General features: G+C 39.9%; 18 protein-coding genes. 15 read left to right on the top strand and 3 right to left on the bottom strand.

The window, feature by feature from the left end; all coding sequences use genetic code 11:
• Positions 1 to 261: 261 nt before the first annotated feature.
• The 8 genes from WG954_RS14685 to WG954_RS14650 all read left to right on the top strand — a co-directional run bounded on the left by WG954_RS14685 (position 262) and on the right by WG954_RS14650 (position 11,487).
• Positions 262 to 3,006: a sigma 54-interacting transcriptional regulator gene (locus WG954_RS14685; protein ID WP_340437418.1), complete on the top strand. Its 2,745-nt coding sequence runs from the start codon at positions 262 to 264 to the stop codon at positions 3,004 to 3,006.
• 229 nt (positions 3,007 to 3,235) lie between these two features.
• Entirely contained in the window at positions 3,236 to 3,619 is a 384-nt protein-coding gene (locus WG954_RS14680) for a thioredoxin family protein (RefSeq protein WP_340437417.1), read from the top strand.
• A 12-nt stretch (positions 3,620 to 3,631) separates the two neighbouring features.
• The gene (locus WG954_RS14675) at positions 3,632 to 3,853 is read left to right on the top strand and encodes a hypothetical protein (RefSeq protein ID WP_340437416.1); all 222 of its coding nucleotides are present in this window, start codon (positions 3,632 to 3,634) and stop codon (positions 3,851 to 3,853) included.
• Between the two features lie 44 nt (positions 3,854 to 3,897).
• Positions 3,898 to 4,581, top strand: a complete 684-nt coding sequence (locus WG954_RS14670) for a Crp/Fnr family transcriptional regulator (protein WP_340437415.1) — start codon at positions 3,898 to 3,900, stop codon at positions 4,579 to 4,581.
• A 166-nt stretch (positions 4,582 to 4,747) separates the two neighbouring features.
• Positions 4,748 to 5,974, top strand: coding sequence for a glycoside hydrolase family 57 protein (locus WG954_RS14665; RefSeq protein WP_340437414.1), 1,227 nt, complete (start codon positions 4,748 to 4,750; stop codon positions 5,972 to 5,974).
• A 6-nt stretch (positions 5,975 to 5,980) separates the two neighbouring features.
• Positions 5,981 to 6,787 (top strand): SDR family oxidoreductase, encoded by an 807-nt coding sequence (locus tag WG954_RS14660; RefSeq protein ID WP_340437413.1) that lies wholly within the window; start codon positions 5,981 to 5,983, stop codon positions 6,785 to 6,787.
• Positions 6,788 to 6,850: 63 nt separating this feature from the next.
• Positions 6,851 to 9,505 carry an MGH1-like glycoside hydrolase domain-containing protein gene (locus WG954_RS14655; protein WP_340437412.1) on the top strand — a complete coding sequence of 885 codons (2,655 nt, stop codon included), beginning with the start codon at positions 6,851 to 6,853 and terminating at the stop codon, positions 9,503 to 9,505.
• Positions 9,506 to 9,525: 20 nt separating this feature from the next.
• Entirely contained in the window at positions 9,526 to 11,487 is a 1,962-nt protein-coding gene (locus tag WG954_RS14650) for an amylo-alpha-1,6-glucosidase (RefSeq protein ID WP_340437411.1), read from the top strand.
• 35 nt (positions 11,488 to 11,522) lie between these two features.
• Here WG954_RS14650 and WG954_RS14645 read toward each other — a convergent pair whose 3' ends face one another.
• Both WG954_RS14645 and WG954_RS14640 read right to left on the bottom strand, forming a co-directional pair.
• On the bottom strand, positions 11,523 to 12,203 hold the full coding sequence (locus tag WG954_RS14645; RefSeq protein WP_340437410.1) for a hypothetical protein: 681 nt from the start codon (positions 12,201 to 12,203) through the stop codon (positions 11,523 to 11,525).
• A gap of 1 nt (position 12,204) precedes the next feature.
• Positions 12,205 to 13,185 carry an alpha/beta hydrolase gene (locus tag WG954_RS14640; RefSeq protein WP_340437409.1) on the bottom strand — a complete coding sequence of 327 codons (981 nt, stop codon included), beginning with the start codon at positions 13,183 to 13,185 and terminating at the stop codon, positions 12,205 to 12,207.
• Positions 13,186 to 13,339: 154 nt separating this feature from the next.
• Between WG954_RS14640 and WG954_RS14635 the strand changes: the two genes are divergently transcribed.
• From WG954_RS14635 to WG954_RS14620, 4 genes are all read left to right on the top strand, one after another.
• Positions 13,340 to 13,924, top strand: a complete 585-nt coding sequence (locus WG954_RS14635; protein WP_340437408.1) for a Crp/Fnr family transcriptional regulator — start codon at positions 13,340 to 13,342, stop codon at positions 13,922 to 13,924.
• Between the two features lie 82 nt (positions 13,925 to 14,006).
• Positions 14,007 to 14,360 carry a nuclear transport factor 2 family protein gene (locus WG954_RS14630; RefSeq protein ID WP_340437407.1) on the top strand — a complete coding sequence of 118 codons (354 nt, stop codon included), beginning with the start codon at positions 14,007 to 14,009 and terminating at the stop codon, positions 14,358 to 14,360.
• A gap of 14 nt (positions 14,361 to 14,374) precedes the next feature.
• Positions 14,375 to 14,818 carry a DoxX family protein gene (locus WG954_RS14625; RefSeq protein WP_340437406.1) on the top strand — a complete coding sequence of 148 codons (444 nt, stop codon included), beginning with the start codon at positions 14,375 to 14,377 and terminating at the stop codon, positions 14,816 to 14,818.
• Between the two features lie 74 nt (positions 14,819 to 14,892).
• Positions 14,893 to 15,798, top strand: a complete 906-nt coding sequence (locus tag WG954_RS14620) for an alpha/beta fold hydrolase (RefSeq protein WP_340437405.1) — start codon at positions 14,893 to 14,895, stop codon at positions 15,796 to 15,798.
• Between the two features lie 8 nt (positions 15,799 to 15,806).
• Here WG954_RS14620 and WG954_RS14615 read toward each other — a convergent pair whose 3' ends face one another.
• Complete coding sequence (locus tag WG954_RS14615; protein ID WP_340437404.1) at positions 15,807 to 16,613, bottom strand: PhzF family protein; 807 nt, start codon at positions 16,611 to 16,613, stop codon at positions 15,807 to 15,809.
• A 231-nt stretch (positions 16,614 to 16,844) separates the two neighbouring features.
• On the opposite strand from WG954_RS14615, the gene WG954_RS14610 reads away from it, so the two are divergent.
• From WG954_RS14610 to WG954_RS14600, 3 genes are all read left to right on the top strand, one after another.
• Positions 16,845 to 18,431 (top strand): FAD-dependent oxidoreductase, encoded by a 1,587-nt coding sequence (locus WG954_RS14610; RefSeq protein ID WP_340437403.1) that lies wholly within the window; start codon positions 16,845 to 16,847, stop codon positions 18,429 to 18,431.
• A 62-nt stretch (positions 18,432 to 18,493) separates the two neighbouring features.
• The gene (locus WG954_RS14605) at positions 18,494 to 18,823 is read left to right on the top strand and encodes a DUF1622 domain-containing protein (protein ID WP_340437401.1); all 330 of its coding nucleotides are present in this window, start codon (positions 18,494 to 18,496) and stop codon (positions 18,821 to 18,823) included.
• Positions 18,810 to 19,331, top strand: coding sequence for a hypothetical protein (locus tag WG954_RS14600; protein ID WP_340437400.1), 522 nt, complete (start codon positions 18,810 to 18,812; stop codon positions 19,329 to 19,331). The genes WG954_RS14605 and WG954_RS14600 overlap by 14 nt, the downstream gene beginning before the upstream one ends.
• Positions 19,332 to 19,370: the final 39 nt, after the last annotated feature.

The following is a 19,370-nucleotide window of genomic DNA, read 5'->3' as shown; positions in this document are numbered from 1 at the left end:
TGGCTAAAAGTGGTGCAATCTTTTTTTATTAAGCTTAGCTTATTGTCCTCAACATTAAGTAATCACCCCTCCATTTTACAATTAGTGAAGCAGATTCTTGAATCGTCCTTGCATTTTTATACCCTGAAGAATGATCAACATATTACTTTCAGGCTTCACAATAATAAACTATTGTCATTTTCACGACAATTCTCCTCTGCACTTATCTTGACTTTCGGTGTTGAATTTGTAACTTTAAACAAACCCTCAATTCACAGCCAAATGATCGATACAGCAGATCATAAACAATTGGCAGATAGCCTTCTCGCCCAGGTGGCTGACGCCACTCTCGGACGCTTTGGACATGATTACATACTTGAACTTGCGAAAAAAATCCCCGCCATTATTGGTATGCGCTATTGCTTTGTTGTAGAATGTGCCAATAAAGAAAAAACTCGGTTACGTACAGTTGCGTTTGTTGAGGGCGACAAAGTGCTGGATAATATTGAATACAGCACAGCCGAATCAGCCTGCAGTATGGTTATAAATGGTGATCCCTATTATTTGCCGAAAGCGGCACAAAAATTCCACTCAGGAGCAAAAGGAATTGAAGCTTATGTTGCTGTGCCCATCATCAGTAAACTTACAGGTGAAATGCTTGGTCATATCGCAGCATCAGATCCCAACCCAATCACTGATCAAACAGACCGCATCGCTGTGTTGATGATTTTCGCAGCGCAATTGGCAAGTGAGTTGGAACGGATGCAATCTGAAAAAGAACTGGAACAGAAAAAATATGACATCGAACTATACCGGCAAACCTTACGCAATCTTCACGAGGCTGTATTTTGGGTAAATGCAAACGGCAATATCATTGAAGTAAATGACATGGCTACTTACATGACAGGTAGAAGTCGTGATGAATTATTAACAATGAAAGTGCCTGAACTTAACCCATCTGATATTGTACAGGATTTTCCGGGCTTCTGGAAAAAACTAAAGAAAGCAAAGAAAATTACGTTTGAAGCAAAACATCGCCATAAAGAAGGTTATCTCTATGAAGTTGAAATAACCGGAAATTATATTGAATACAATGGACAAGAATTTTCGTGCAGTATCGTAAGGGATATTCGAAAAATAAAAAAAGAAGAAGATATACTTCGCATCATTTCAGAAGGTACTGCTGCTCTCACCGGTATGGACTATTTGCAAGGTCTAACCAAAATTGTAACGGAAGTTTTAGGTGTACGTTATGCGCTTGTGTCAGAATGTGCGAATGAAGAGAAAACGAGAGTACGCACCATCTCCTATGTTGACCGTAAACAAGTACTGGAAAATATTGAATACGATCTGGAGGGAACCCCCTGTCAATACGTAATGAACGGAAAGGATTATTTCTGTGCAGATGAATTAGAAAAAAGTTTCCCGGGAGAGAAAGGAATTCAATCGTATATCGCTGTTCCAATTAATAGTCCCGAAACAGGTGAAGTGTTGGGACATATTGCTGCCTTAGATAGTATTCCCATGACGAGCGATCAGAACCAAGCAAACATACTCCGCATTTTTGCCGCAAGAGCAGGTGCTGAAATGGATAGGCTTTCCGCACTTAAAAAACTGGAAGAACTCAACAAAGCATTAGATTTAAGTTTAAAAGAAAGCGATCAACGTTACAAAGATCTGTTTGAGCAGGCACCCATTGCTTATGTCCACGAAGGTCTGGATTCGAAATTTATAAAAGCAAACAGGGCAGCGTTGAAAATTCTGGGGGTTAAACCAGAAGAAGTGCCCTATACTTATGGAAGTTCACTTGTGCCCGATACACCTGACGCACAAAAACGACTGAAAGAAGCGTTTGCTTCAATTGGCAGAGGTACAGACACAAGTGGAATTGTTCTTGAATTGCGGCGCAAAGATACCGGTGCTCCAATATGGATACAGTGGTGGTCGAACCCCGATGTTGGTGGCCAATTTACAAGAACGATGTTCATTGATATTACAGAACGTGTATTGATGGAACAGGAACAGGCTCGTTTAAAAGCACAGAACCAATACCTGCAGGAAGAGATAAAGTACAATCACAACTTTGAAGACATTGTAAGTACCAGTAAAAAATTTCATAAAGTACTGCAACAAATTGAACAGGTAGCTTCTACTGATGCAACGGTATTAATTCTTGGGGAATCCGGAACCGGTAAAGAGTTAATTGCAAGAGCCATACATAATATCAGCAATCGAAATAAACGTCCTTTGGTGAAAGTAAACTGTGCTACACTTCCAGCCAATCTCATCGAAAGTGAATTGTTTGGTCATGAGCGGGGTGCATTTACAGGTGCAATGGAAAAAAAGATCGGTCGCTTTGAGTTGGCAGACACAGGGACAATTTTCTTAGATGAAATCGGCGAGCTGCCTGTTGAATTACAGGCAAAACTGTTACGTGTATTGCAGGAAGGTGAGTTTGAACGTTTGGGTAATCCTAAAACAATGAAAGTAAACGTTCGAATAATTGCTGCTACCAATCGAAATCTGCAAACAGCCATCGAGAAAAAAGAATTTCGTGAAGATCTTTATTATCGTTTGAATGTTTTCCCGATCATCACTCCCCCATTGCGTGACCGTAAAGAAGATATTCCACTGCTTGTAAAACATTTTATCCGCAAGCATGAAACAAAAATGGGCAGAAAGATAACTGAAGTTGCCCCTGATGTTTTAACTGCTCTTCACCAATACAACTGGCCGGGTAATGTTCGTGAACTGGAGAATTTAATTGAACGTGCCCTGATCATTTCAAAAGGTTCTGTTCTTGAATATGGCGATTGGATACCTGCTGTTTCCGGAACATCAACAGCCAATCACAGTTCTTCATCAAACCAAACATTGGAAGATGTTGAAAAGGAACACATCATTCAAACATTAGAAAGAACAAACTGGAAAGTAAGTGGAGAAAAAGGTGCTGCGAAAATTTTAGGTCTCAATGCCACAACACTTGAAGCACGTATGAAAAAACTTGGTATCTCACGGCCAAAATGATCTTATGTTATTTCATAAAATATCCAACCATCCACACGGATGGTTTTTTTATTCTTATTAGACAAGGCTGAATATTCCCAATAAAAAAAATCCCAACCTGTTGGGATTTTCCCAACAGGTTGGGAGAAAAAAAGGCTCACCACTTGACTAGATACAATAGTTGAAAATCCGGAAACCCTTTACTGCAAAGCATTTCAGGGCAATCATTACATGCAAAAACAAATGCGGCATGCCGTTGGCCTTAAATACCATGCCGAAATTTTACAATATGCCAAAGCAAATAACAGCGGAAGAATTCCAAACGAAAGTAACAGAGAGCAAATTATTATCACTGGTTAAGTTTAAAACACAATGGAGCGGAGCCTGCCAGATAGTTGAACCGTTTTACAAAGAACTGTCTCTCTCTTACCGTGGTGTTGCAAACTTTTTTATTGTAGATACAGAACATGATAACAGTCTTGCCGAACGCTTCGGCATTATGGAATTGCCTACGATCCTGCTGTTTAAAAACGGAACTGTAGTTGATCACACAACCGGGTTAACATCAAAACAGTTATTGATCGAAAAAATAGAACAGGCACTTTCAGAAAATACTGATGAACAAATCAACTAAAAATCATTTGTTATGCGTAACGATCTAAAAGCATGGTACCAACAGCACTTTGGAAGTTTCACTTCCTTACAGCTGTTTGAAATTGAAGAAATAAGTGAATACGAATTGGGCTTGATACAACTGCCTGATGTTGACTACAAAAACAACCAACCAGTGGCAACATTAGCTTTTGCGGAGAGCCATAGAGAAATAAAAACAATTCTGCAAACAGTCATCAGCCGTATTACAAACTGAATAGACCATTAATCATAAACATTAAACCTTTAAAACAGTAAACCATGTCACCGGAAATTAAGTATGCCTACTTAAAAAGTCACCCGCTCTTTGCAAATGCAACCGAGCAGAGCATCCAACAGGCTTTTGAGTTAATGAAAGTAAAAACCATTTACCGGAATGAAAGCTTTGGCTATGGAGATGCAAGCTTCAGTAAGATATTTTTACTCATTCAGGGAAAAATAAAAATTGCCGAGATCAACAACGATGACAGCAACGAACTTATCAAAGACATTTTAACTGCACCTGATATTTTCGGCGACCTGAGTATGGAAGGCAATACTGCTATTGATGAATATGCCGAGGCACTTACAGCAAATACAGTGGTGTGCATCTTCAGTATCGGTGATCTGAAGCAGATCATGCATCACAATCCTGCAATTGCAATAGCATACGCAAACCTGGTCAACAAAAAATTACGCAAACTTGAATCAAAGCATTCCGATCTCGTATTTCGTGATGCGAAGAGCCGCCTGATCCGTTTTATCAAAAACTGGGCTATGACGGATGGCAACCGTGTTGGTGATAAAATTATTCTCAATAACTATTTAACACATACTGACATTGCGAATGTAATTGCAACCAGCAGACAAAGTGTAAATGTGCTTTTTAATGAACTGAGGGATGAGGGCCTTTTATTTTACAACCGTAAACACATTGAACTGAACGATCAGTTCATCTGGAATTAGGCAATTAATTTACGATAACTGTAATTAACAAGACAGTCTAACAGCACCCTGCCAATTAGCTTTGCATTCATTAAACCTTTCTCACAAGGTTGATTTAGGGTTAGGAAATAATGGTTCTGTTTCCACAGAGCCATTCTTCCGAAAATCTTAACAACGGGATCTAAACATGCCATTTGTATCATTCATATTCAGGGTGCATCAACCTTATGCATTAGCAAACTACACATCGAGTGATGTAGGGTTAGTCCATAACTATTTTGATAAAGATGCTACCATTGCCCAACTAAACCGTCTAGCAGACGATTGCTTGGTGCCTGCCAATCGTCTTTTATTAAAACTCATTAAAGAGTACGAAGGAAATTTAAAAGCAGCATTTTCTATAAGCGGAATCATGTTTGAGTTACTTGAGCTTTACCGTCCAGATGTGCTGCAACAATTTAAACGACTTGTACAAACAGATTGCGTTGAAATACTTGGAGAGCCATGTAACAATTCTGCCAGCTGGCTGTATTCAAATGTTGAATTTAAACGCCAGGTAGAAAAACACAAACAGATCGTAGAGCAATTGCTTAACACAACGCCAACTCTGTTTCGAAATACAGAACTAATCCATGACAATAATCTTGCAGCTTTTATTCATTCACTTGGTTTTGAAGGAATATTTTGTGAATCTGTCGATCAGTTATTGCATCATCGTTCACGAAACAAAACCTTTACAAGTCCTGGCAATAAAATCCCGTTATTGCTCCGTAACTTCAGGATGAGTGATGATATTGCGTTTCGTTTTGCAGATGAAGAATGGCCCGAACGTCCGTTGACAGCCGAAAAATTTGCATCATGGATACATTCACATCCGGCAGATACAGAATGTATCAACCTGATGCTCGACTATCAAACCTTTGGCATCTATAAAACAAAAGAGACAGGCATTTTTGATTTTCTTGAAGCCTTACCCGGCCACATTTTACAAAACCCTGATTGGCTGTTTGCAACGCCTTCAACAATACTTGCCGTACATCCGTCAAATGACGTGTATGATGTGAGTGAAACTATTTCGTGGGCAACAAACGGGGGAAACAGCAGCAGCCGTTGCGAAAATGCGATGCAGAATAAAATGCTGCATAAAATTTTCAGCCTTGAAAAAGCCGTGAACCGATGTAATAATCCGGCACTAAGTAAAACATGGAAATTATTACAGGCATCTGATTACTTCAGTTATATGTCGCCGGAAAAATATACAACTCCAGACCCTTTGAATCCATACAGCTCAGCAGAAGAAGCCTATCAAAACTACCTGAACATCGTCACCGATTTTGAACTGCAACTGATCAAACAGGGATTAGCCGATTATAAAGAACATAAACAACCATCACATTATTCAACGCTTTATTAAAACAACATGAACCAAAAATTAAAAGAACAGATAGCTATTGTAACAGGTGCCAGCAGTGGTATTGGCGCAGGTGTATCGAAAGAACTTGCAAAGGAAGGCGCAACAGTTGTGGTGAACTATCCCGTAGTAAACGGAAAAGAAATGGCGGAGAAAGTTGTAGCAGAAATTATTGCCAACGGTGGCAAAGCTATCAGCTATCAATGCGATGTAAGTAAAGAAGACCAGGTGCAGCAAATGTTTGCAGATGTCATCAACCAATTTGGAACAGTTGATATTCTCATTAACAATGCAGGCTTGCAAAAAGATGCACCTTTTACCGAAATGACATTGGAGCAATGGAATTTTGTGATTGCTGTTAACCTTACCGGCCAGTTTCTTTGTGCAAGAGAAGCTATTAAAGAATTTTTGCGCAGGGGTGTTAATGGTAAATCGAAAAGTGCTGGCAAGATCATTTGCATGAGCAGTGTGCACGAAGTAATTCCCTGGGCTGGTCATGCAAACTATGCAGCGAGTAAGGGAGGCGTAAACCTGATGATGAAAACTATTGCACAGGAATATGCGCCAAAAAATATTCGTATCAATTCCATTGCCCCCGGCGCCATTGCTACTCCTATTAATCATGACGCATGGGATACAAGCGAACATTTACAGCAGTTATTAAAACTTATTCCGCAGAAACGTGTTGGACAAGTAGAAGATATTGGTAAAGCTGCTGCCTGGCTGGCAAGTGATGATTCAGATTATATTAACGGCACCACGTTGTTTGTAGATGGTGGTATGACTTTGTATCCAGGTTTTGAAGATAATGGGTAAGTAGAAAAAATGTAAATACAGAAGAAATTCAAAAAACGAAAACCGACATCAAAATAAAACAGCATGAACGCAGAACAAAAACGATTGACAGATAAGAGCTGGAAAAAATGGGGTCCATTCCTCAGCGAACGGCAGTGGGGAACAGTGCGTGAAGACTATAGCGAACATGGCAATGCATGGGATTATTTTCCGCATGATCATGCCCGCAGTCGTGTTTATCGTTGGGGGGAAGATGGTATTGCAGGCATCAGTGATGAGATGCAGCGGATTTGTTTTGCAGTTGCATTATGGAATGGCAAAGACCCTATCCTGAAAGAACGGTTATTTGGTTTAACCGGCAACGAAGGCAATCATGGTGAAGATGTTAAGGAGTTGTATTATTATCTTGATAGTACGCCGACGCATTCTTACATGAAGCATTTGTATAAGTATCCACAGGCAGAATATCCTTATGCTGATCTTGTTAATGCAAACCGCAACCGTAACAGGTTTGAAAAAGAATATGAACTACTTGATACGGGTTTATTCAACGAAGGAAAATATTTTGATGTTGTAACAGAATATGCCAAGCAGAATGCAGAAGACATCTATATCCGTATCAGCATTCATAACCGTGCCGATGAAACTGCATTTCTTGCACTACTCCCTACCCTATGGTTTCGTAACCTCTGGAGCTTTGGCTTATTAAATGAAAAACCATCTATCACACAGTTGAATGATTTCAGTGTACAATTACAGCATCCTGAATTGGGCACCTATTATTTTTCCTATGACAAACCTCTTCGTACCCTTTTTACAGAGAATGAAACAAATACACAGCGGCTATACGATCAACCAAATGCAAGTCCTTTTGTGAAAGATGCATTTCATACCGCTGTTATTGATCAACAATATGATTTGCTGCAAGACAAAAAACAGGGAACAAAACTTGCGCCCATGTATGAAGTAAATCTTGCAGCAAAAGAATCAACTACCATTTACCTGCGCCTGGGTAGAGAATTACCTGTTGAACCATTATCAGCAGATAAGGCTGAAGAAGTATTTAACAACCGCATTGCAGAAGCTGATGAATTTTATGAAACAATTCTTGTAAAGGAAAACAAGGAGCAAAAAAATATTCAACGACACGCATTTGCCGGTATGTTATGGAGTAAGCAATACTTCAATATTGATATTCCACGTTGGCTCAATGGCGACAAAGGGCAGATAGCTCCACCGGAATCAAGAAAGAATGGTCGTAATCATCACTGGCACTCGCTCAACAATGAAGATATTATTTCTATGCCCGATAAATGGGAATATCCCTGGTATGCGGCATGGGATCTTGCATTTCATTGTGTGCCGCTTTCAATGGTTGATGCGCAGTTTGCAAAAGAACAACTCATTTTGTTTTTACGTGAATGGTATATGCATCCCAACGGTCAGTTACCTGCGTATGAATGGAGTTTTGGCGATGTGAATCCACCTGTGCATGCATGGAGTTGTTTGCAGGTGTACAAAATGGAAAAAGAAAAAACCGGCAAAGGCGATATTGATTTTCTGGAACGGGTATTTCAAAAACTATTGATCAACTTCACGTGGTGGGTAAACAGGAAAGATCACAAAGGCAACAATGTATTTGAAGGCGGGTTTCTTGGCCTTGATAATATTGGCGTGTTTGATCGCAGTAATATGATTCCCGGTGGTGGTGTATTGGAGCAAGCCGATGGCACAAGCTGGATGGCGATGTACAGTTTAAATATGCTGGAGATGGCTTTGGAAATTGCACAATACAACAAGAACTATGAAGATGTAACCACGAAGTTTTTTGAACACTTTGTTTACATCGCTGAAAGTTTAAATCGTATTGGTGAAAACTGGACCGGAAGCTGGGATGAAGAAGAAGGATTCTTTTATGATGTTTTGGCAATGCCTGATGGAAGATATATTCCATTGAAAGTAAGAAGCCTTGTTGGGCTCTCTACAATGTTTGCCGTTTTGGTATTAAAAAAGGAACAGCTTGAAAAAGTACCTGATTTCTACCGACGTTTAAAATGGTTTCAGAAATACCGCAAAGACAATGGTCAATACCTTGTTATTGAAAACCTGAAACAACACGATGATATTTTGTTATCGCTTGTGCCAAAAGATCGTTTACAACGTTTGCTAAAGGCATTACTTGATGAAAAAGAATTTTTGAGTAAAGGCGGCATTCGTTCTATTTCAAAAATTCATGAACATGGTTACTCTGTAAATATCAATGGAGAAGAGTTTGGGCTCGATTATCAACCTGCTGAAGGCACTTCTTCCTTGTTTGGCGGCAATAGTAATTGGCGTGGACCTGTGTGGATGCCGATGAACTATTTATTGGTCAAAGCATTGGAGCAGTATTGTGACTACTACGGATCTGACTGCAAAGTTGAATTTCCTACAGGTTCAGGGAATAAGATGATGTTGAGTGAAGTATCAGAAGAAATTTCAAAACGTCTTGTTTCCATTTTTGAAATGGGCGAAGATGGACATCGTCCTGCAAATGATCAGTATACTATCTACAGAGATGATCCGCATTTTAAAGATCTTATCTTGTTCTACGAATATTTCCATGGCGATACGGCAAGAGGTGTTGGCGCATCGCACCAAACGGGATGGACCGGTGTTGTAGCAGAACTGATTCAACGCATCAACAAAACCGATGCAACTGCGAAACAACAGAACGGTACATTAAAAGTTGCTGACTAAGCGATTGAAATATCATCATCATGTTACAAAAAGACAAAACAATACTGGCTGATTTTCCCGAAGCCATCCGTCATGAATGGATCGAAACAAATGGTTTAGGTGGATGGTCATCTTCATCGATCATTGGCTGCAACACACGCAGGTATCATGGTTTGCTGGTTGCTGCCACCAAACCACCTGCAGAACGGATGAACCTGCTTTCAAAACTTGATGAAACGATTGTTACGAATTCATCTGTTGGGCCGGTGCGTTATGAGCTTGGTACAAATCTTTATCCCAACAATACGATACACCCCAACGGGAATAACTATCTACAGCTATTCAGTAAAGAGTTGTTCCCGCAATGGAACTATCGTTCAGACCATGTGCACTTAAGCAAAACGATTGCAATGGTGCAGAATGAAAACACAACGCTTGTTCTCTACAAAGTTGAAGAAGCAACAGAGCCTTTCACACTCGAATTAAGACCATTTGTTGCAGCAAGAGGATATCATTCCTTACAACATGAAGGTCCGCAATTACAATGGAATGCTGAATTTGCAAATGATGTTTTTCACACAATACCTGATAGCGAAACCGATCTGTTCATTAAAATTCCCGCAGCAACTTATCAGCATGCACCTGAATGGTTCACTCGTTCTCAATACAGTGTTGAGCAATACCGTGGATTAAATTTTGAGGAAGACCTGCTGAGTCATGGTGTTTTCTCTGTTCAACTTCAGAAAGGAGATTTTCTGGGTGTTATTATTTCAACTGTTGATCCTTCAGATAAAGATGCGGGGATGCTATTCCAGGAAGAAGAAAAACGCAAACTTTCTTTACTGGATAATAACACAGATGATGTAACAAAACAATTACTCTTGGCAGCCGATCAATTCATTGTAAAACGTGGTGATGATCTTAAAACAATTATTGCCGGCTACCACTGGTTTACCGATTGGGGAAGAGATACAATGATCGCATTACCCGGGCTTTGCCTGAGTACAGGCAGGTATAATGATGCAAAGAAAATATTATCAGCCTTTGCACAATCAGTAAGTATGGGCATGCTGCCTAATCGCTTCCAGGATAATAATGAACCACCTGAGTATAATAATGTAGATGGTACTCTTTGGTATTTTATTGCAATACATAAATACCTGGCAGCAACTGCTGATGAAGAGTTTGTCTTATCAGAACTGTTGCCGGTACTAAAAGAAATTATTGATTGGCATTTTAAAGGAACACGTTACAATATTCATGTAACAGAGGATGGTTTATTGTACGCCGGTGAAAAAGGACAGCAACTAACCTGGATGGATGCACGTATTGGCGGCTGGGTTGTCACACCACGTATGGGTAAGCCGGTTGAAGTACAGGCCTTGTGGTATAATGCACTTCGCATTTTTGCTGATCTGTTGAGAAAGAACAAGCAAGAAGAAGATGCAGCATCAGTGGAACTAAGTGCTGAAAAAGCAAAACAGAGTTTTGAAGCAACCTTTTGGAACAAACAAGCAGGCTATTTATATGATGTGATCGATGAAGACGGAAATCCTGACCCATCGCTTCGTCCCAATCAATTATTTGCTATCAGTCTGCCATTCTCTTTACTTGAAGGAGAGAAAGCAAAAGCTGTATTAGATATTGTTACAAGTGAATTATACACGCCTGTTGGTTTACGAAGTTTACCTCAGGGAGATGAACGCTATGTTGGAGTATATGGAGGTTTACCATTAAAACGTGACGGTTCTTATCACCAAGGCACTGTGTGGAGCTGGTTGCTGGGGCCTTATGCTGATGCAATCAAAAAAACAGGAATCACCAATTCAAAAAAACAAATTAAAAAGATCATCGACTCATTTGCTTATCATCTCAATGAAGGATGTATTGGTTCTGTTTCCGAAATATTTGATGCAGATGCTCCGCATACGCCAAGAGGTTGTGTGGCACAGGCATGGGGCGTGGCAGAGTGGCTACGCATTGTTAAAGAGATGCACAACTGATCCTCGCACAGCTTTCATTTATCCTTACATCAATATTATTTTTTGCTGCCGTTTTTTTTAAACTGTATTACAAAACCAATCTGGGTATAGAACGGTAACAACGGTTGCGTTTGAAAATGCTGCTCAATTTTTCTACCTGCCTTCAGGTAAACGGTAGTGTTACGGGCTGAATAGCCAAGACGAATCCCGGAATATAAAATACCTGCAGTTGATGGTTCATACCAGCCGTCCTTCACTTCAGGAAAAACTTCCTTGTACTCTGTTGAATGTTTGAAATGTGTGAGTATTGCTTTATCAAAACCCAATTCTGCTGCAACAAAACAGTGCTTTCTGTAATAGCCGATTGTGGTTGAAACATCTGCACCAATATTTACTAAACGGGTATAGTCGTTTTCAAATCGTCGAAGTACTGTCCGGAATTCAGTAGCAAAATAGAAGTCCCCTTTTTTCACCCACATAAAGTGTGCACCGGTCTTAATATTAAAATCATCAGCAATTGTTTTACCGAAAGGAGCAACATACTCAAAATTGATAATTGTTTGCCGTTTGGATTTGAGACGATAGCCATATTGAATTGAATAGGTTAACGCATTATCAATCGCCAACTGCCCCGAAGCAAGATGCCTTGCGTTCTGATGATCTGAAGCCCAATTTACAGTTTGAGCTTTTACAGCAAAACTGCTGAATAAAACCGCAACAAAAACGATGCTTTTCATTTCACAAAGAATTTAAATACTGGAAAGCCACTGGAAAAAATTGTATCCATCCCGATGGGAAACTTAAAAAATCATGTCCGGCATTGTCTATCCGTTGCAATTGAACTTGCTGATATGCCGATGATACATACCTTGCATGATCTAAGCCGTAGGCTTTGTTCCGTTCGCTATATACAAACAATATCGGTGGAGTAAACATTTGCAAATTACCCGTCCAGTCTGGCTGTTGCTTCTCACCAAGTTCAAATAATGCTTTATTCACAACTGCACCGGCTCTCCAAAATGGCAATAAAGCCTCGTTGCCAGTAGGATTATCTACAGAACTTTCAGCTGCAGCCAACAATCCGAGTTTATAATCCAGAATTGCATGTTGATCTTTTTTCCCTGTAATAAACTGATCGAGATAAAATGCATCGTTTAAAACCTCGCTTGTAAATCGTATATCTCTTGCTCTTTTAACATACGCTTCAATATCGGTCCATTTAAATCCACCTGGCTCACAAAAAATTGCACCATTTACTTTAGAAGGAATTTGATTGATATACGCCGTTGCCAGGATAGCTCCCCAGGAATGCCCGAGTAAAAAAAGTTTTTGTGTTGGAGATTTTCGATAGTGAAGAATTACAGCATTCAGATCATCGATCATGAGTTGTATGGAAAAATCTTCTTTATTATGACGTTTAGACAACCCCGATCCACGCTGATCGAAAAAAATTACAAAGTAGCCTTTACTTGCAAACTCCTTACAGTTTAACAGGTAACGATAATCGCTTCCCGGCCCTCCATGCAAAATAACCAACATGCTGTTTTGAGGATTGCCAAATGTTTCTGCATGAAAAACTGTACCATTTACAGCAAGAGCCGGTAGCGTAGGATCCTGCTCAACCGTATTCGGCACAAGATTTCCTTCCTGCTGTATAAATTTTCCCTTTGTGCAGGATGAGACAATGAACAATAAAATAATAACAGCAGCACTTTTCATTAAACGTTATTTTTTGTTTATGAAATTGAGAAAGATTGAAGAAATAGATTGTCGTATATGAGACCGGGAGCAGCAGAAACAGTATTGCCAATAAATATGGAAGAAGCAAGGATATCATTAAAACCATGTAGCTTCATATTAAAAAAAGTAATGCATGAAATTGCAACCACTACTTGACTACATTAATAGATATGTCACACTTACAAAAGAGGAGGAATCTCTTTTGCTCTCAAAAGTTACCGTACGAAAATTCGGGAAATCCGATTTCATTGTAAAGAATGGTGATGTTTGCAACTTTGAAAGTTTTGTTTTATCCGGCTGTGTAAAAACTTATTTCATTGACCAGGATGCACAGGAAATCATTGTGATGCTTGCCATCGAAAACTGGTGGACGGCCGACCTGGGTAGTTTTATCTCAAGAGAACCCGCAAAGCTGAATGTTCAGTGTGTGGAAAAAACAGAATTGGCTCAGATCCATTATGACGACCTACAAGAGCTCTACAAACAGGTGCCTAAGCTTGAACGTTTTTTCAGACTCATCATTCAACAGGCATTTGTTGCATCGCAAAACAGAATTGTAGTAAATTACAGTGAGCCAGCTAAAAAGCGTTACCTGAAATTCAGGGAACAATATGCCTCCATTGAACACCGTGTGCCGCAATACATGGTAGCTTCCTATCTTGGAATTACCAAAGAATTTCTCAGTAAAGTCCGCAGACAGTTACTGAAAGAAAAATAATTACTGCCTGTGATTTATTAACCTGGTTTATTTTTTTCGCCTTCCTGTTGTAAGATCTTTGTGGTTCTAAAACACAAAGTATATGTCAATTATTCTCGAAAAAATTCAACACCTCAATGAATTGGTGTTAAATGGTAAAGCATTGGAAGCTTTTGATCACTACTATCATGACGATGTGGTGATGCAGGAAAATGAAACAACACCCACAACCGGAAAAGAAGCTAACAGGCTTCGTGAAGAAGCATTCTTTGCAGCAATCACTGAATTCCGATCTGCCACACCGCTTAAAATAATTACAGGCGATAACACATCGATGGTACAATGGCATTATGATTATACGCACAAAGATTGGGGTGTGCGCAATTATACACAGGTTTCTGTGCAGGAATGGAAAGATGGCAAAATCATCAAAGAACAATTTTTTTACGGCAATTAAACGATCATACACAAATGAAAAACTCATCATTTCAACCGCTTTCACTTGCAGCAATAACATTAAGAATTTTGTTAGGGCTTGTGGTATTTCCTCATGGTGCACAAAAATTATTTGGCTGGTTCGGCGGCTATGGCTTTACCGGCACTATGCAATATTTCTCAGGAACAGTTGGGTTACCATGGCTCATCGGGTTTCTTGTCATTCTACTTGAATCGATTGGTGCAATTGCCTTAATTGCAGGGCTTGGCACAAGAGTCATTGCGGCAGCTTATGTACTTCTTGCAGCTGGTATTGCATTTACGTCTCATGTTCAATATGGGTTTTTCAGCAACTGGTTTGGCAATCAAAAAGGCGAAGGTTACGAATACTTCCTGTTGTGGATTGGAATGGCATTGGCATTACTCATGATCGGTGGCGGACAGTATGCATTGGAACGCATCATCAAAACATCGAAATAATTATTTCAACCAATGAAAACACAAACCGGGATAGCAGTTGCATTTGCATCCTTACAATAGTTTCATCCTGCTCAATGAAAGAAATAAAAAAACCTTCAACAAGATGCACAACCGTGAACATTTATCATAAAACAATTCACCTGAACGGCATTGATCTCTTCTACCGGGAGTCGGGCCCTGCAGATGCGCCGGTTATCTTGTTGATGCATGGCTTCCCGTCTTCTTCATTCATGTTCCGTGACCTGCTTCCTTTATTGAATAAAAAATACAGGTTGATCGCACCTGACTATCCGGGGTTTGGTCACAGCAGTGTGCCCGATGCAAAAAAGTTCAACTATAGTTTTGAACAAATCGCTTCAGTTATTGAATCATTTGTTGATACACTTGGCATCAGGAAACTCTCGATGTACATACAGGATTACGGCGCCCCGGTTGGACTTCGCTTAGTTACAAAACGTCCAGAATTACTGCAATGTCTTATTATACAAAACGGAAATGCGTATGAAGAAGGCTTGGCCGATACATGGGCTCCGTTAAAAGCGATCTGGAATGACCCTGATCATCCGCAAAAGAAAAAAGCTGTTTATGACTTTATGAAACTCGAAGGAACAAAATTGCAGTACACCGCCGGAGTTAGTGAGCCATCAAATATCTCACCTGATACATACACGCTCGATCAATACCTGCTCGACAGGCGGGGCGTGAAAGAAATCCAATACCAGTTGTTTTACGATTACCGCAATAACGTAAGAGATTATCCATTGTTTCATAAAATGTTCAGAGAATACCAACCTCCTGCTTTAGTAGTGTGGGGTGAAAAAGATATTTTCTTTACAAAAGAAGGCGCATTGGCTTATGCACGTGATCTGAAAAACATTGAATTTAATTTCTATAATACAGGGCATTTTGCACTGGAAGAATATTCGAAAGAAATCGCAGAGAAAATAGATCTGTTCCTGCAAAAAAATCTCAGTCAATAGTAGAAAGACTAATCAATCCAAATAGTACCAACTGAATAGGTCCTTGCATTACCGGCGATCAGTACCCGCTCGTCTTTATCTTCACAATATAATTTTCCAACCCTGTCAGAAAGTTGCAATGCAGTCATCTGTTTTCTATTGAGCCGCTTGCTCCAGAAAGGAATTAATGAACAATGAGATGAGCCTGTTACCGGGTCTTCAAATATAGATGCCTGCGGTGTAAAATATCTTGATACAAAATCACAATCATTTCCGGGTGCAGTAATCACAACTCCACCCGGATCAAGATTGATCTGATCAAGAATCTGCCTGTTGATTTGAATACCAGTTATCTCCTCTTCACTTGCATATACCAATACATAATCTCTCGACTTAAAAACTTCCTTTGGTTGTATACTCAGCGAAGTTTTGATTATTCCCGGCAACTCAGCTTCAACCGGCATTCTTGATGGAAAGTTTAAGGTGTACATGTCGTTTGCAACAGACACTTCAAGTATGCCGCTTTTAGACTGAAAGCTTATACTGTTTTCAGTGTGGCTAAGAAATCTTTTCAACACATGTGCTGTTGCAAGCGTTGCATGGCCACATAGATCCATTTCAATTTCAGGTGTGAACCATCGGAGATCGAAGCTTGCTACTTCTGAGTTCGAATCAGTAAGCGGAATAAAAAAAGCCGTTTCAGCAACTGCATTTTCTTTTGCGATCTTAAAGAGCAAATCATCAGGTAACCAGCTTTCAAGCGGCACAACGCATGCCGGATTGCCTCCGAATATTTTATCAGTAAAACTATCTATTTGATAAAGATCGAGTTTCATTATTACTATCTGTTTATACTTAATTAAAAGATCAACTGAACTGACTGAAAGAGTGTGATGATGATTTCAGTTGATCACCCGAATTAAAAATAAGTGATTCTGTTTGATATAGAAGTAAAGCAGGTGATTAATCAACCGAATTCATTTCACTAAAATAATCTTCTTCTATTGGTCAGATAATTGACAACGGCTTTCTTCTCAAATGATTCATTTTGTAGTTGAAAAAACAATATGCAAAACCATTACGATATCATCATCATTGGCACAGGTAGCGGCGGAAGCACCATCGCCTACAAGCTTGCGCAAAGCGGAAAACGAATCCTGATTCTTGAACGTGGCGGCTTTATTCCCCGTGAAAAAGAAAACTGGGATGCAAAAGAGGTGGTAACCAACGGTCGCTATCGTCCCAATGAAAATTGGTATGACCAGGATAACAAACCCTTCAAACCGTTTATACATTACAATGTGGGTGGTAATAGTAAAATGTATGGCGCTGCGCTCTTTCGTTTTCGTGAAAGTGATTTTCTGGAAGTGAACCATTACGGCGGCACTTCTCCTGCATGGCCTTTCGGGTACAACACACTGGAATCATACTATACACAAGCTGAATTTTTATATCATGTACATGGCGAGCGCCATACAGATCCTACAGAACCAAAAACAAATTACAGCTATCCGTTTCCTCCCCTGCCCTATGAACCGGTGATTGCAGACCTGTCCGAAAAAATGAAACAGTTAGGATTGCATCCTTTTCCGTTACCTATGGGTATGAAGAGACCACAGGATCTTAATCCTAACGAATCACCGGTACTATTGGAAAACTTTGATGGTTTCCCCGATCCTACTGAATCAAAAGCAGATGCCCATACCGTTGCTCTGCGACCATCATTGGCAAAACAAAATGTTACGCTGCTCACCAATGCCTATGCAAAACGACTGATCACAAACGAAACAGGAAAACGTGTAACAGGTGTTGATGCAATTGTAAACGAGGAAGAGATACATTTCACAGCTGACTTGGTGATCGTTGCATGTGGCGCTGTAAACAGTGCCGCATTATTTCTTCGAAGCGCAAATGAATTACATCCAACAGGTTTGGCAAACAGCAGCAACCAGGTTGGCCGTAATTTGATGTTGCACCACAATGGGTGCCTGGTAGCATTTACCAAAAAGAAGAACGATAGTGTTTTCCAGAAGAGTCTTGGTCTTGCAGATTTCTATCATGGTGCTGACGACAGCAAATATCCATTGGGAGAAATTCAATTGATGGGTCGTAATGATCCCGATAGTATTGTATGGATGGCAGAAAAAATTGCTCCTGGTAAATCGTACAATGAACTAAAAGAAATGACGATCGATTTCTGGCTTACTGCTGAAGATCTTCCATCGCCTGATAATCGTGTTACACTTCGTGAAGATGGAAGTATACAGGTGCATTACACACGCACCAATTATACAGCGTATGAAAAACTGAAAGCTAAACTCAAACAGATCTTTCAACAGTTGGGAGAAATTGATCCTGACTATAAAGATGTGCAATGGGCTGGCTATGATCTCGACATCAGTGGTATGAGTCACCAGAACGGAACACTCCGCTTTGGCACCGATCCCTCAACATCGGTACTCGATCTGAATTGTAAAACGCATGATCTTGAAAATGTGTATGTGGTTGATGCCAGCTTTTTTCCAAGTTGTGGCGCATTTAATCCTGCACTCACCATTGCTGCCAATGCATTGCGTGTAGGTGATCATATTCTTCATCAATGGTTTCAGCAAAAAACAGAAAAGAAACCGGTAGAAATTATTCATCCTGTCTAATTCTTTGATGTGGTTCAACAACAGCGTCCCGATTCTTCGGGAGGCATTCATTTGATTCTACTATGGAAGAAACAGCAAAATTTATAACAATCAATATCAGTCATGCGGTTGAGATACTTGCAGCGGTGATCATTGGCTGGGCAGTGGTGAAAACACTCTTCATTTACTTTGTACCTGCTAAAAAATGGTACACAGCCGAACAGGTGCGTGTGAAGTTTGGAAGTGCCGTGGCCATTGCACTAGAATTATTACTCGGTGCAGATGTGTTGGCTACTGCCGTTGCCCCCAGCTGGAATGATATTGGGCAACTGACTGCTATTGCTATTCTTCGCACAGCACTGAATTACTTTCTATCGAAAGAATTAAAAGAAATAAGTAATGAAACTTCTTAAGCACACTGTCGCTTTGTTGCTGTTTACAAATTACTGTTTGGCCATTCAAGCTCAGCGAAAAATCAGTATCGATGTGGCGGCTATTCGCAACCATACAACAAACCAGCATGGCATCAACTTTAGTGCCTTCTATTTCCTAAACAACAAACTTTCAACAGGATTTGAAATAAACCGTTTCTTTCCGGTGCAGCGATTTAAACAAAACAGCTCCTATCGAATCTCAGCCTGGGATTATGATTGGAACATTCACTTTCATAACAACATTGGAAAATACTGGACAATTTATCCATTAACAGGAATAAGTTACACATTTGAAAAAGAGCAAAATCAACAGAATGCCGAACTTATTCACTCCGGCCGTTTTTATTTTAATGCCGGCGCAGGTATTCTTCTCAACACAAAAAAAGTACGACCTCACATGGAATACTTCCTGGCTACAAATCGCAAAACCGAACACTATCTTCTTGTGGGCATCAGCTACGAATTTGAATGGAATATTTATCGTTGATTCGTCAATCAGCCGACAGCAAATCTCTTTGAACTTGTT

Source organism: Lacibacter sp. H375 (assembly GCF_037892425.1).
Classification (GTDB): Bacteria; Bacteroidota; Bacteroidia; order Chitinophagales; family Chitinophagaceae; genus Lacibacter.
This window is presented reverse-complemented; position numbering and strand designations above follow the sequence as displayed.